13 protein-coding genes are annotated in these 14,507 nt (G+C 57.4%); 8 read left to right on the top strand and 5 right to left on the bottom strand.

The genetic code is table 11. The features are described 5' to 3' along the window. Positions 1 to 114: 114 nt before the first annotated feature. Positions 115 to 1,083, top strand: a complete 969-nt coding sequence (locus tag Enr8_RS25650; protein WP_186767871.1) for a Gfo/Idh/MocA family protein — start codon at positions 115 to 117, stop codon at positions 1,081 to 1,083. Here Enr8_RS25650 and Enr8_RS24620 read toward each other — a convergent pair. Further along, complete coding sequence (locus tag Enr8_RS24620) at positions 1,080 to 2,177, bottom strand: sensor histidine kinase (RefSeq protein WP_146436933.1); 1,098 nt, start codon at positions 2,175 to 2,177, stop codon at positions 1,080 to 1,082. The two genes, Enr8_RS25650 and Enr8_RS24620, sit on opposite strands and share 4 nt — an antisense overlap. 70 nt (positions 2,178 to 2,247) lie before the next feature. Here Enr8_RS24620 and Enr8_RS24615 point away from each other — a divergent pair, with 70 nt between their 5' ends. Next, on the top strand, positions 2,248 to 2,739 hold the full coding sequence (locus Enr8_RS24615) for a HEAT repeat domain-containing protein (protein ID WP_146436931.1): 492 nt from the start codon (positions 2,248 to 2,250) through the stop codon (positions 2,737 to 2,739). Positions 2,740 to 2,867: 128 nt separating this feature from the next. Here the strand turns inward: Enr8_RS24615 and Enr8_RS24610 are convergent, their stop codons facing one another. Beyond that, the gene (locus tag Enr8_RS24610) at positions 2,868 to 3,845 is read right to left on the bottom strand and encodes a sterol desaturase family protein (protein WP_146436928.1); all 978 of its coding nucleotides are present in this window, start codon (positions 3,843 to 3,845) and stop codon (positions 2,868 to 2,870) included. A 232-nt stretch (positions 3,846 to 4,077) separates the two neighbouring features. Then, positions 4,078 to 5,616, bottom strand: a complete 1,539-nt coding sequence (locus Enr8_RS24605) for a hypothetical protein (protein WP_146436926.1) — start codon at positions 5,614 to 5,616, stop codon at positions 4,078 to 4,080. Positions 5,617 to 6,149: 533 nt separating this feature from the next. Here Enr8_RS24605 and Enr8_RS24600 point away from each other — a divergent pair. From Enr8_RS24600 to Enr8_RS24575, 6 genes are all read left to right on the top strand, one after another. Further along, a complete protein-coding gene (locus tag Enr8_RS24600) occupies positions 6,150 to 6,587 on the top strand; it encodes a type II secretion system protein (RefSeq protein WP_146436923.1) in 438 nt (145 codons plus the stop codon). 233 nt (positions 6,588 to 6,820) lie between these two features. After that, on the top strand, positions 6,821 to 7,519 hold the full coding sequence (locus tag Enr8_RS24595) for a redox-sensing transcriptional repressor Rex (protein WP_146436921.1): 699 nt from the start codon (positions 6,821 to 6,823) through the stop codon (positions 7,517 to 7,519). 288 nt (positions 7,520 to 7,807) lie between these two features. Further along, the gene (locus Enr8_RS24590) at positions 7,808 to 8,569 is read left to right on the top strand and encodes a Crp/Fnr family transcriptional regulator (RefSeq protein WP_146436918.1); all 762 of its coding nucleotides are present in this window, start codon (positions 7,808 to 7,810) and stop codon (positions 8,567 to 8,569) included. A gap of 191 nt (positions 8,570 to 8,760) precedes the next feature. Next, complete coding sequence (locus Enr8_RS24585; protein ID WP_186767869.1) at positions 8,761 to 9,186, top strand: anti-sigma factor family protein; 426 nt, start codon at positions 8,761 to 8,763, stop codon at positions 9,184 to 9,186. A 266-nt stretch (positions 9,187 to 9,452) separates the two neighbouring features. Further along, the gene (locus tag Enr8_RS24580; protein WP_146436914.1) at positions 9,453 to 11,438 is read left to right on the top strand and encodes a carbon starvation CstA family protein; all 1,986 of its coding nucleotides are present in this window, start codon (positions 9,453 to 9,455) and stop codon (positions 11,436 to 11,438) included. Positions 11,439 to 11,493: 55 nt separating this feature from the next. Beyond that, positions 11,494 to 11,715, top strand: a complete 222-nt coding sequence (locus Enr8_RS24575; RefSeq protein ID WP_146436912.1) for a hypothetical protein — start codon at positions 11,494 to 11,496, stop codon at positions 11,713 to 11,715. Here Enr8_RS24575 and carA read toward each other — a convergent pair. After that, positions 11,712 to 12,857 carry a glutamine-hydrolyzing carbamoyl-phosphate synthase small subunit gene (gene carA, locus Enr8_RS24570; RefSeq protein WP_146436909.1) on the bottom strand — a complete coding sequence of 382 codons (1,146 nt, stop codon included), beginning with the start codon at positions 12,855 to 12,857 and terminating at the stop codon, positions 11,712 to 11,714. The genes Enr8_RS24575 and carA overlap by 4 nt on opposite strands. Before the next feature lie 390 nt (positions 12,858 to 13,247). Continuing rightward, a complete protein-coding gene (locus Enr8_RS24565) occupies positions 13,248 to 14,501 on the bottom strand; it encodes an aminotransferase class I/II-fold pyridoxal phosphate-dependent enzyme (protein WP_146436906.1) in 1,254 nt (417 codons plus the stop codon). Between the last annotated feature and the right edge of the window lie 6 nt (positions 14,502 to 14,507).

Below are 14,507 nucleotides of genomic sequence, written 5' to 3'. Positions count from 1 at the left end.
ATTTCCAATCGCGCCGGTTGTAGCAATTGGCTTTCCCCGGTTGCTTCTCGAAACGCCGTGCGACAGACTCGTCAGCAGCAGTTTGATCTTCGAGCGAAAGGAAAGCGTGTGACGATGCGATGGGGAATCTTGGGATGCGGCGACGTGGTGCGGAAGCGGGTTGCGGCCGCGATTCAAGCGGTCGACGGCTGCCAATTGCTGGCCGTCTGCCGCCGCGATCCCGATGCACTCCAGCAGTTTTGCGCGGGCTTCTCCGTACCACACGGCTACCCTTCGGCCGACCAACTGCTGGCCAACGCAGATATCGACGCCGTCTACATCGCCACACCGGTCGCTCTGCATCTACCGCAAACGCTCGCAGCGCTTGCCGCCGGCAAACATGTGCTGGTCGAAAAGCCAATGGCCCTTGATCCGCAGGAATGTCGACTGATGATCGACGCCGCCAAAGAAGTGAAGCGGACGCTGGGGGTCGCCTACTATCGCCCCTTTTATCCGGCGCTGGCGCGCCTTGCCGAGTTGATCAAGTCGGGCCAATTGGGAGAGATCCTGGCCGTGCAAATCGCCTGCTCGGCCCCGATTGTGCCGAATGAGGATGGATCGCTTCCGTGGCGCGTCGCCATGAACGAAGGAGGCGGAGGCCCGATCATGGATGTCGGCAGTCATCGTATCGACGTCTTGCTGCGACTGTTTGGCGACGTAGTTGATGTCCGCGAAGTTTGCTCGCGAAAATCGACGCACGAAGTGGAAAATGTCGCCAACTTCGTACTGCAATTCGCTGGCGGTCTGCAGGCGAGCGTCACTTGCCTGTTCGACGCCGGGCAAGATCCCGACTCGTTTGTCGTAATCGGGACGAAAGGCATCGCCGACCTGGGGCCGCTCAACTCGGGCCGGCTCATCATCCGCAACGAGATGGGAGACCAGGTCGAGCACCATGCCCCCAACGCCAATTTCAACGTTCCGCTAATCGCCGACTTTGTCGCGGCGGTCAGCGAAGGACGCGACCCCCGGGCAAGTGGAGAAACTGGCCTACGCGTCAACGAAGTGATCGACCAAATCTATCGTGACGCCCAGCAGGCCAACTAGCGGGTCGCTTCAAAGCGGAACCGTATGATCGTCCCTTCGCCAGGCGCGCTAGTGACTTGGATGCGGCCGCCAAGCAGTTTCGCACGCTGACGCATGCTACTCATGCCAAACCCACCATGGCTCGTTTCTTCGCATTCAAAACCACGTCCCCAGTCGCGAACTTCGGCGTCCACGATGCCGTCGAGATAGCGCAAACGGACGCGAATCCGCTCGGACTGGCTATGTTTGCAGGCGTTGTTGATCGCTTCCTGCAAGATGCGGAACAGAGTCGATTCTTCTGTTGGCGTTAGCCGGGGAAACTGGGCGTCGAGATGCAGCGCAACCGGAATGTCGATAAAGCCGTTGGCCGTCGCCAAAAAATCGTCAATCGCCGCCGGCACTCCGGCTTCTTCTAAACCAGAAGGCTGTAACCCTCCCATCAAGCGTCGCGCTTCACCCAGCGCCTCGCGTAATAGACGCTTCGCCTGACACGTCTCTTCGTTGACGATGTCCGACGCTTCCAGGTGCATCAACGCGCCGGTCGCCAATTGAACGAAACCATCGTGAATCTCACAGGCGGTCATCCGCTGTTCAGTTTCGAGTTGGCGAATCAGCTCGCGCAGCGTCTTCGCTTCGTCGCCAAAATCGGACGCCGTCGAGGCTGGGATTTGCGTCAGGCGATGCACAACCGCCTGGGGACGCGTCCGTCGGTCGACGATGACTTGACCTTGGTCCCGCACAAACCGCCAATCGCCATCGCGGCGACGAACGCGAAATTGCAAGTCAAACGGTCGCTGCTCGGTTAGCGACTCTTTGACAGTCGTCGCGACTCGCAAGACATCGTCAGGATGAACCGTCTCAAGCAAGGCGAAATCATCGAGGGCAAATGCGTTGTCGAGCGCCGGCAAAATCGTGCCGACGCGGTCGATCGCAGCAATCAACGTCCAGCGAGAATCGACTTCGGCGAGCAAAACCGCCTCTCCGGGCCCGGCAGCGATTGCATCAAGCAAGTTGGCGACAGTTCCGCCAAGCTCACTCTGCGCGAGATCGAGACGAGAGATCAGTTCGTTGATTTTGGCAGCTTGGCTATATTGATGGGCAGCGTCCGTCGTCACGGAGAAAACTCCTCTCGATAAGGAACTGGGTGCGTCCCCTTACCCCTGTCCTGGATAAAAGGAAACTGCAATGGCGCCCGATCTCTCGCAGCTAATCGATCACCTCAATAGCGAGGACGTTTCCGTCCGTCGGAACGCGTGTGAACAATTGGCGAAAATCGGACCCGAGTTGCGAAGCGCCGCGGTTCCGTTGTGTCGACTGACGGCTGATCCCGAGGAAACGGTTCGAGAATCGGCAGTCGGCGCACTGGAAGCGTTGGAAACTCCGGCGACGGAGGATGCCTCCGCCCTTTCCCAGTTAATGAGTTCATCCGCGACGGACGTCCGTTATTGGGCGGCCACATTATTGGGCCGCATCGGTCCATCCGCCGAGCGACAAGCACCTGCCTTGCTAGTCGCGATAACAAGCGATCAAACGACAGCCGTTCAGCAAAAAGCGGTCTGGGCGATTGATCAAATTGGCGTGCGAACCGCTTCGGCGAAAGCGGCTCTCGAACAAGCGTCGCAATCGTCCGATCCGCGACTTGCTCGGTTGGCGACCAAGGCGCTCACCAAGTTTTGAACGCCCCAATCTGGGGCATGACGACATCATACCCAGGCCCTAATATAGGAATAGCGAGATTCCATACAAATAGGGGGCTAGAGATATTTCCAGAAAAAGGGGGATCACGACGAAGTTTTCTGCGGGAATCAATTCGGCTCGTCGCTCGCGTCTTTTGCGCAAGCCGCGGTCACTCGCTCAAACTCGGCGTAATAGTCTGGATGATTGGTGCCGAACCAAAGATCCCAGAAATTGAAGTAGAGACCGAAGTTGGAACTGACGCAGCGATGATGCATGTTGTGGTGAACCCCGGTGTTATGCCAACGCGACCAACGGCTACGGAGAAACCAGTGGGGAAACAGCTCAAACCCCAGGTGCCCGAACACATTCATTCCGGTCATGTACAGCATCCAGAACACGACCGTCAGCGGATGCATCGGCAAAACGATCGCCGCCAGCGGCAAAATGATCGCTTGGACAAACGCTTCGATCGGATGAAATGCGAAAGCGGCCCAAGGCGTAGGATTGTGACTCAGGTGATGGATGCGATGCACCTTGGCGTACAACAACTTGGTGTGCAGCAAGCGATGCGACCAATAAAACCAGGCGTCATGAATCAAGATCATCGCCACCACCGAGAACCAGAAGTAGTAGTCGGTCAGTGGATTGCCGCCGTAGTAGAATTGCAAGACGCCGGCGACCTTGCCTAAGTAAACGATGACGCCAACGCCAGCAAAGACCGCCAGCGACGCGATGCTGTAGAAAATCTCGCGCCGCATGTCCGGTGCAGCGGCCAACTTCTTTTGGATTGGCGTCACCCAGCCGATTCGTCGCAAAACGACGTAAAACAGCAGAAACGCCCCTCCAGCGGCAACCACGTACCGAATCAGGTTGGTCACATAAACGGCTGCAAATACGGTTCGGGCTCGTGAGACGACCTGCAAGTTCCAGCCGAAGCCCCAATCCAAGACCGTGATCGTCACCGCGAAGAGGAACAATCCGCTCAGCCAGGGGACGACGGTCTTAAGAAATGGTACGAAAACCGGTTTTGACCGCTTACCGCGCGGCGGTTGCGTCGATTGTGGGGGATCAATCGAACCGGTCGTCGGCTCGCTGGCGGCGCTCATCGCAGTTCTCCTGGAGGACAATGTCGCAGAGAAAGGGAATTCTCGCGCAATTCCTTCGCCGAGGTCAACGTTATCTGGCTAACTCGCCACAAACCAGATTGGTTTCAGCAGAATTGAGGGCGCGCAAAAAAAGCGGCCCGAGTCGAAACTCGGACCGCTCGCTTACCACCAGGCCAGGGACCTCGATCCTGCCAACAGGCGTCGAGGAAGCTGGACGTTCTTGGCCTAGTTACTAGGCGCCGCAACCACAGTCGCTCTTGCAGCAGCAAGGAGCCGGGCAGCAAACCGTCACGGGGACGGTCTTGCAGACCACTTTCGGGACGCAACGCGTCACGGTGTAGGCTTCCTTACGCGGCACGCACTTGCAAACCTGAACGGTCTTCGTGTAGTGGACCGGCTTGCAGACCGTGTAGGGCACCTGCTTGGTGCAGGTTTCCGGAACCATCTTGCAGACGGTGTACGGAACTTCCTTGGTCTTCACTTCGCGTTCCATGTGGCAGACCTTGTAGGTGCAAACCTTGGTACGCGTTTCGGGAACCATGTGGCAGACCTTGTAGGTGCAGGTCTTGGTCCGTTGTTCCGGAACCATCTTGCAAACCTTGTAGGTGCGGGTCTTGACGTGGTTTTCCTTGACCATGTGGCACACTTTGTAGGTGCAAGTCTTGGTGACCGTTTCCGGAACCATCTTGCAAACCTTGTAGGTGCAGGTCTTCACGTGGTTTTCTTTGACCATGTGGCACACCTTGTAGGTGCAGGTCTTGGTGCGAGTTTCCGGAACCATCTTGCAGACGGTGTACGGGCACTCTTTCTTGATCACTTCGCGTTCGTACTTAACGCAGTTGATCGTCTTTTCCTTCACTTCCGGAATCCAAACCTTCTTGCAGCACTTGCGCGGCGGGCACTGGACTTCGACGACTTTCGTCTCGCCCGGGCAGTAAACGCACTTGCAGCAGCAAGGATCCCAAGTCCAGCAACCCGGTTCCTGGACGCACTTCTTCACGACAGGACCCGGAATTTCGGTGACCTGGGTTTCGTAGTGGCCGCAGTTGACCTTGATGGTCTTGGTGTAGTGGACCGGCTTGCAAACGGTGTGGCAAACTTCACGAGTTTTCGTTTCGTAAACCGGCTTGCAGACCGTGTAGTTGATCTCTTTGGTCTTGGTTTCCCAGACCGGCTTGCACGTGGTGTAGCAAATGTCTTTGGTTTTGGTTTCCCAAACCGGCTTGCACACCGTGTACGAGATGTCCTTGGTCTTGGTTTCCCAGACCGGCTTGCACGTGGTGTAGCAAATGTCCTTGGTTTTGGTTTCCCAAACCGGCTTGCACACCGTGTAGCAGATGTCCTTGGTCTTGGTTTCCCAGACCGGCTTGCAGACCGTGTAGTTGATCTCTTTGGTCTTCGTTTCCCAAACCGGCTTGCAGACCGTATAGGTGCAAGTGCGGACTTTGGTTTCGTAGACCGGCTTGCAAACCGTGTAGCTGCAATCCTTGTAGCGCGTTTCCTTTTCGTAACGCACGCAATCAATCGTCTTCTCTTCCATCACCTTGTCGTACACAGTTTTGTAGCAGGTGATCTCTTGCTTTTCGTACTGGACCTCTTTGCAGGTCTTGTTGACCGTATAGCACTGTTGCTTGCAGCACTCATAGCTGACCGGCTCGCAGCAGCAGCAGTTACGGAAGCTGAACAGGCCGCAGTAGCCCGCTTCAGCCGTAGTTACCGAGCCTACGGTAAGCAGTACCGCAAGCACCGGCGCCCAAAGAAACGCTCTCATTTCCAATTCTCCTTAGCTGACAGAATCGCTGTGTTGTGACAAAGGGCCTGGCCTGGTTTGGCGAAGCGCTCGCCGTGTCCTTAGCCCTCAAATCCGAAAAATCCGTGCAGAATCCTCCGACCGCTCCAGATGACGCAGGGAGGGGAAAGTGTGGCGATGCTGTCGCGCACAGTCTTCCCAGCTTTCCCAAGCATTACCTGGATGTCGTAACTTATCGTCAATCTGGGTCACCATCTTGAGATAGTTCGACTAGATAAAATGTCGTCGCCAAACAGACAGGGAGTGATGGATAATTTGAAGGGGCGGCATCCTGCTAGCATTCGTTGCAATCGAAAAATCAGTTACATCCCGCCCAGGAAATTCCTCTTCTCATGGATATTAGGCGCAACGCATCTTGAATCCGAGTCGAATTGCTTGACGCGACATAGCTGTAACGTAAGTACAAGAAGCGGATCGCAGTTTCGCGTCGCTGATAAAGAAACACGTACTTACTTTTTGCCGGGCGGCAAGTAAATCGCAGGAGACAAATCCCCATGTCCACCAAGAAACATTCTGGTTTCACGCTGATCGAAGTTTTGATCGTCGTCGTTATCCTGGCCGTGCTGGCCGCGACGGTGATTCCGCAATTCACCGACTCGACCGATGACGCCAAAGCCAGTAGCGTGAAATTCAACCTTCACACGCTTCGCTCGCAAATCCAGCTCTATCGTGCCCAACACGAAGGCCGCCTACCAAGTGCGACCCTCAGCGAACTGACAATCAAGACCAACGACGACGGCACCACGACCGACTCTCCGGAACTCGGACCTTACCTGTCGAAACTGCCGGTCAACTCGTACACCAATTCCGCGACGATCAAGGCGATCACCACCGATCCGACCGCTGGCAGCGTCAACGATACCGATGGCTGGCTCTATAACACCACCAACGGCAACATCTACATCAACCACGAAGACATGTTGACCGAGTAATTCGCTTGCCCGGCGCGTAAGATTCGTCCATGTCTAGAACGCTACCGAAAGCCCCTTCGCCGAGAATCGGCGATGGGTTTTTTTTTGTTGCGCGAAGCCAAAGCGATTTTTCCGGCTCCTCCGCCCTTAGTCCGATCGGCCGCTCCAGCGGACGTCTTGGGTTGCCTTGAAAGAACCGGAAGCGATAGAGTAAAGGAAGGCAGTCACCACGAGTACTCCTTCCCGCGGATCCGATGAGCAAGTCGAAAGACAAGAACAAACCGACCTCCGACGCCGTTCCCAAAGCGGTGGTCAGTCGACTCAGCTTATATCTGCGAGAACTGCAGCGACTTCAGCGAGATGGCGTCGTCACGACAAGCAGCACCCAACTTGGGCAACTGCTTGGGTTTACAGACGCCCAAGTCCGTAAGGACTTGGCCCACTTTGGTCATTTTGGCTATCCCGGCGTCGGCTATCGCTGCAGCGAGCTGGTCTCGGCCGTCAAGCAGATCATCGGCACCGATCACACCTGGCCGGTCGTCCTGGCGGGCGTCGGTAACCTGGGTCGAGCATTGCTGGGACACCGGGGATTCAGCCACCAGGGCTTCGATATTGTTTCGGCGGTCGACTCCGACCCGGACAAGTACGGCAAGACGCTCGATGGAATCGAAATCAGGCCCATTTCGGAGCTTCCCGAAATCGTCTTGCAGTACGATGTCCGTCTAGCGATCATCGCCGCTCCGGCTTCCGCCGCTCAGGAAGTCGCCGAGAGAATCGTCTCGGCCGGAATTTGCGGGATTTTGAATTTCGCGCCGATCACGCTCCATTTGCCGCCCGAAGTTGCGGTTTCCAGCGTCGATCTGGCGATCGAGATGGAACAATTGTCGTTCGCCATGACGAACCTGCGTCCCCCAAACGAACTCTTATCGGAAGAGAAGCCGTCTGACGGCTGAGGGGCTCTTGTCGACCTGCGGGCCTGTTGGTTAAGATATCGCCTTCACATTTTTACCCCCTAGTGTAATGGTAACACTACAGTTTTTGGCACTGTCATTCGAGGTTCGAGTCCTCGGGGGGTAGCTTTCTTAGACGCCGGCTTCGGCGTCTTTTTTTTTGCCGCTCTGGCAAAATCGTCGTAACGCCCATGACTTGACCGGAATCCAAGGAATCGTCCGCCCGGTCTACGACTTGGCCTCCCCTGCTTTCGGGGGCGTGATCCGCGTCGAACAATTTTGGGGGTCTCGATGACCGAGAAAATTTGGCACCTGAAGAACTGCCGCATCTTTGAGCAACTGTCCGCCACAGAAATCGAACGACTCGACGCTTGCTCGCGGGTCCGTCGCTTTGCGAAACGATCGCCGATTTACCTCCCCGCCGAACGAGCGGATACGGTTCTCTTGCTCGCCTCGGGGCGGGTAAAGATTTGCCACCTGACTCCCGAAGGGAAGCAATCGATTCTGGCCTTTATCGAGCCGGGTGAACTGTTTGGCGAACTGTCGATCCTGGACGGGGAAGCCCGCGACGAATATGCCGAGGCGGTCGAAGCTTCCATGATCGTGTCGATCCCCAAAGAGGCGATGCACGAGTTGATGGAATCTCGCCCCGGCCTGTCGATTGGCGTGACCAAGCTGATCGGGCTCCGTCGCCGACGCATCGAACGACGCGTGAAGAACCTGCTCTTCCTGTCCAACCGCGATCGCCTGGCGCATCTGCTGCTAGAACTGGCTGAAAGCTACGGCAAACGGACCGAGGATGGGGTCGAACTTGAAATCCGTCTGTCGCACCAAGATCTGGCCAATATCGTTGGGAGCACCCGCGAGACCGTTACCGTCGTCCTGGGCGAATTGCAAAATGACGGTCTCGTGAAGGTTGGAAGACGCCGGATTGTTCTCCGCTCGCTGCAGCGGTTGGCCCACAGCGTTCAGGCGCCCGAGCCGCGAATCCCTGAGGCCCCGGAATCGCAGGTCGCCGAACAGCCAAGTCTTCGATTTGGCTTCGGTGCGTAGAGATTTCCCGCGAAATCACCCTGATTCGTAGACTTCCACACCGAACTTCCCTTCCCTTGTGCTTACGATTGGGTAGTTTTCTGGTTTTAACTACCTAAGGCCGAAGCCCTCACTGCATGAACGAGCACGATCCAAAATCCTGGCGCCCCTGTCGATCCGGCGAATTCGCCGAGGTCGCCAGGAACCTCGTCGTGCTGCGTCGTCGCCGGCTGGCTGTTCAAACGGTCGGCAGTTTGTGCTCGGTGTTTCTGGTGATCGGGCTAGTATTGTGGCTCGGCCCGGCGCAGCGACTGCCGGTCTATGCGACGCTTACTTGCAGCGAATGTCGCAATCAGATGCACGCCTATCATTCGCAGGCGCTAACCGTCAGCCAGATGCGGCAGATGGATGCGCACTTCGGCCATTGCCCTGGCTGCAAACGACGATACGACGACATGGTGCGTCAGTGCGACGAGAAAAAAGAGTGCGACAAGGAGAAATGCGACGGCGTCTCGGGCAAGTGCCAGGCAGACGCTAGTTGCAAGGTGTCGCGGTGCCGGCTTTGGAAATGCGAGGCGCAAACCTGCAAGTCGACCCACTCGGGTCGGCCAGACTGCAGTCCACGATCAGAATTGTGAGAGTCAGGCCTTCTAACGCTGCCCTGTCTCGATGATTTCTTCGCCGTAGCTGCGGCGCCCCTCTACACGAGCCGCAATCGCCTTACGGAGCGATTCTCGCAATTCCGCCGATGGCTCGGCCGAAATACTTCCTTAACCTGGGCAAAGACCGCCAGGAGGTTTGAGCATTCTTGCCGCTTCGCCCTGTATTCGAGCACGATCTCCCGTTAAAATTTATAATATAACCTTGCTTCCCCCCCCCCCCTACTCTTGCCCCCACATAGTCGATGTCGACGCTCATTGTCGCTGCGCTCTCCTTCTTTGGATTCATCCTCGCCTACAACACCTATGGTCGTTGGCTAAGTCGCAAGATTTTTCGGCTGGACCAAGAGGCGGTCACGCCCAGTCACCAACTCCGCGATGACGTCGACTTTGTGCCAACCAATCGGGAAGTCGTCTTCGGACACCATTTCACCAGTATCGCCGGCACCGGGCCTATCGTTGGACCGGCTATCGCGGTCTTCTGGGGGTGGCTCCCCGCCCTGCTCTGGGTTGTTTTCGGTTCGATCTTCGTTGGCGCTGTCCATGACTTTGGCGCCCTCGTCGTCTCGCTGCGCAATCGTGGTCAAACGATTGGCGAAGTCGCCGGCCGCTTGATCAACCCCCGGGCGAAGATCTTGTTCCTGATGGTCCTGGCCCTGACGCTAACCGTGGTACTGGCGATCTTCGGCCTGGTAATCGCCCTGATTTTTGCGAAGTATCCCCAGTCGGTCTTATCAGTCTGGATAGAGGTGCCGGTTGCCATCGCGATTGGTTACTACGTCTGCCGCAAGGGAGGCAATTTACTCTGGCCGTCGCTAGCGGCGCTTGGCGTGATGTACCTGGCGATCTTTGTGGGCATCTATTGGCTGCCGATCGACCTGACGCAGCTGCTAGGTGTGAACCTGCTGAACCCCGCCGATATGCCGGCTGACGTCTCTTGGTGGCAATACTACGGCAACGCGGTTGTGATCTGGACGGTGCTCCTGCTCATTTACTGTTTTGTCGCATCGGTGTTGCCTGTTTGGACGCTGCTGCAACCCCGCGATTACATCAACAGTCATGAGCTGGTGCTGGCCCTCTTCCTGCTAGGGCTTGGGCTGGTCGTCGCATCGCTAACCGGCGCCGCCGACCTGTTCGCCAGCGCCCCGCCGGTTGCCGAGAACATCCCACTCGACGCTCCGCCGATTTTCCCCTTTCTGTTTATTACGATCGCCTGCGGCGCTTGCAGTGGTTTCCACTGCCTGGTGAGCAGCGGCACGTCAAGCAAGCAGGTCGATAACGAAAAGGACGCGCAGTACGTCGGCTACGGCGCCATGCTGCTGGAGGGCGCTTTGGCGGTCGTGGTAATCCTGGCCTGCTGTGCTGGCGTCGGAATGGGACGCTACGAACGGACCGACGACGGCAGCTACCAAGCGGTGATGACCGCCGAGGGGACGCCGATGGTCGGTCGCGCCTCGTGGGAAGCCCGCTATGACGCCAGCGCGGGCTGGAAAAAATTCAACAACCTGGGCAACATGGTCGGCGCGTTCGTCGATGGCGGCGCCAACTTCCTGACGGCGATCGGCATTCCGCTGCGAATGGGTCTGGGGATCATGGCGGTGTTGGTCGCCAGCTTCGCGGCCACGACGCTCGATACGGCAACGCGACTGCAAAGGTACGTGCTGCAAGAGCTCTTCGCATCGTCGAAGGTCACCAAGCCGCTATCCGACAAGTACGTTGCGACCGGTATTGCGGTCGGACTGGGCGGGCTGGTCGCCATTTTCGCTGGCAACTCGCCAGGCGCCGGGGGAATGCTCCTCTGGCCGCTGTTTGGCGCCGTCAATCAACTGTTAGCCGGCATCGCGCTGATGGTCACGATTTTCTATCTCTGGCGCCGCAAGATTTCAGTCTGGTTCGCATTGCCGCCGATGGTCCTGATGCTCTTCCTGCCCGCCCTGGCGACGCTGTGGAACATGTTCAACGGCGACACGTCCGGATTTATCGAGCAGTACCCACAGCTGACTTGGCTGGGTGAGTTCTTCCGAGGCGACACCGGGTTCTTCTGGAACGAGAAGTACCTGCTGTTCGACATTAGCGTCGGTACGCTGATCCTGCAGGCCTGGATGATGGTCGAGGCGGTACTGGTTTGGCCAAAGGCGAAGGGCGTACTCGAAGAAGCCCTGCCGCCGCTGGCCGGGTCTAACGATGCAGAGGTCGCCACCGAATATGCGACCGCCGGCGGACAGAATTAGCATGTCCGCCGAGGAAACGTCGCCGACCTGCCCAAATTGTCGACTAGCGGTAACGTTGCCTACAGACTCGCAGACCGGCGAGATCGCTTGCCCGGTCTGCACGATGGCGCTCTATTTCGTTCGCCTGGATGAAGCAGGCGAAAATCCTCCCGTCTTAATCCGCCAAGGCTCGCTGGCGGTATCCGACTGGGAAGAGCTTTGCCGCTGCTTGCAGCGCGGTGATTCTCTGTCGACGGTCGACATAGTGATGCTGATCGAACAATACCGTGACGGCTAGACTTGCTGGCCCGTTACCAGTTCGCGGAATCGCTCGAACAGGTACTCGCTATCATGCGGCCCAGCCGAGGCTTCCGGATGGTACTGCACGCTAAACGCTGGCAGCGTCTTGTGCTGGACGCCGGCGATGGTATTGTCGTTAAGATTGCGATGGGTGATTTCCAAGCAATCGGGCAGCGACTCTTCTTCGACGGCAAAGCCATGATTTTGCGACGTGATCTCGACCTTATTGGTCGTCATATCAAGTACCGGCTGATTGGCGCCGCGGTGTCCAAACTTCAGCTTGAACGTCTTTGCGCCGCAGGCCAGCGATAGCAGTTGGTGTCCCAGGCAGATGCCGAAGATTGGTTTCTTACCGAGCAAGCCGCGGATCGTTTCGATCGGGCCGACTAGCGGCTCCGGATCTCCCGGGCCATTCGACAAGAAGACGGCGTCCGGGTTTTTCGCCAGCACCTCATCGGCGGTCGACGAGCCAGGCATTACCGTCACTTTGCAGCCCATGTCTTGCAGGTGTCGCGGAATGTTCCACTTCATGCCGAAGTCGAGAGCAACGACATGCAGGTCGAGTTCGCTCCGCGATTTCTCGGCTCGCGTCTTGTCCCCCATTTTGATCCACGGGCTGAGCTTTTCGCTCCAATCGGATCCTTCGGCCGGCATTACCTCTTGCACCAGATCGCGACCAACCAGGCCGGCGCTGCTGCGGGCCTTTTCGACCAGCGACGCGTCATCCAGGTCAATCGTCGAGAGGACGCCCTTCATGGAGCCGCTGTTGCGCAGGCGACGCACCAAGGCGCGGGTGTCGATACCGGTCAGACCGACGACGTTGTTTTGTTTCAGAAATTCGTCCAGCGATTGATTCGCCCGAAAGTTGCTGACCCGACGACTGCATTCACGCACGATAAACCCCGACATGTGCGTCTTGGCGCTCTCCATGTCCTCGGTGTTTACGCCGTAGTTACCGATCTGCGTGTAGGTCATGGTCAAGATTTGACCACGATAGCTGGGATCGGTGAGGATCTCCTGATAACCGGTCATCGACGTGTTGAAACAGACTTCTCCGTCGACTTCTCCCTCAGCACCCAAAGAAAAACCAGTAAACACGGTTCCATCTTCCAGCGCTAGTTTCGCGATCGGCTGCGTCATTGCTTTGTCGTCAGGTTCGGTTGCAGGTTGAACGAATGCGACGTCTTTCGTAGTCGGTAAGGTCGTTCTCTTCGGAACGATCGTCCGTGTTACGTGTCGCTTAAAGTATTGATGGGGCGAAGCCCGATATCCAACAGTACGGCTGTGGGTCTCCGGGCTTCGGTCCGGACAGCCAATTTGGGAGGACTCTTGTTTCGGCGAGCGAGAGTCCTCCTTTTTTCATGCGCCGGGAGCGCAAATTTGGGTCATTATAAGGCTCTCCGCTAGCTCCGCCTAGGACCAAGCAAAAAGGAGCGGGCCAATCGGGCTGATTCTGGCTGAAAGCAAGAAAAAGCCCCGAATCTCGCGATCCGGGGCTGCTAGTTTACGGGAATTGCGGTCGGCGGCCGTTTAGCCCTGCGTGCCGACCAGCTCTTTTTCTTCCTGCTTCAAGCAGCGGCCGATCTGACGAACCGCCTGACGCAAGCGTTCTTCGTTTTCGACCATCGCCATCCGGACGTAGCCTTCGCCGCACGGACCAAAACCGCTGCCCGGACTGACGGCGACGTCTCCCTTTTCGAGCAGCATCATGGCGAAATCCATGGTATTCATGCGCTGCATCCAGACTTCCGGAATCTTCGCCCAGACGAACATGCCGGCTTTTGGCGGGGTAACGCCCCAGCCAAGTCGCGTCAGCCCATCGACCAAGACGTCGCGGCGGCTCTCGTAAATCTTGCTCTGCTCTTCGACCGCCGCGTCCCCTTCGCGAAGCGCGACAATCGCCGCGATTTGGATCGCCTGGAACATGCCGTAATCGTAGTATCCCTTGATCGTGGCGAGACCTTTGATCATTTCGGCGTTGCCAGCGCAGAAGCCGACGCGCCAGCCAGCCATGTTGTAGCCTTTGCTCATCGTCGTAAATTCAACGCCAACCGACGACGCGCCCGGGGCCGAGAGAAAACTGGGGGGCTTATAACCGTCAAAGGCGACGTCCGCATAGGCGAAGTCGCTAATCACCATAAAGCCATACCGCTTCGCCAGCTTCACGACCTCGACGAAGAATTCGGGCTCGACCGTCACCGTCGACGGATTGTGCGGATAGCAGAGGATCAGCAACTTCGGCTTCGGATAAAGATGCTCGCATGTGTAGGCGATGTTTTGCAGGAATTTTTCGCTATCGCCCACTTCCAGCGCGATGACGTTGCCCGAAGCCAGGGCGACCGCGTAAGTGTGCACCGGAAAATAAGGCGCCGGGACGATTGCCGTGTCGCCTGGGCCCATCAAGGCTAGGCACATGTGCGAGAAACCTTCTTTCGAGCCGAGGCAGGCGATCACTTCCGACTCGGGATCGAGTCGTACGCCATATTTTTTCAGGTACTTGCCGGCGACTTCCCGCCGCAAGTTGCGAATGCCGTTCGACTTGCTGTAGCCATGGTTCCGCTCGTCCCGGACCGCTTCGCACATCTTTTCCATGACGAATTCTTGCGGCGGATCGGACGGATTGCCCATTCCCAGGTCGATGACGTCATGTCCGGCGACCCGCTTTTCGTACAACAAGGCGTTGATGCGGCCGAACATGTACGGAGGCAGGCGGTAAACGCGCTGCGCATATTCAACCTCAAAAGGAGTCTCGCCACCGATGGGGTGGCCGGATTCGGAGCTCATGGAACT

Source organism: Blastopirellula retiformator (assembly GCF_007859755.1).
Classification (GTDB): Bacteria; Planctomycetota; Planctomycetia; order Pirellulales; family Pirellulaceae; genus Blastopirellula; species Blastopirellula retiformator.
The sequence above is the reverse complement of the archived record's forward strand: the minus strand, read 5'-3'. Positions and strand labels throughout refer to the sequence as shown.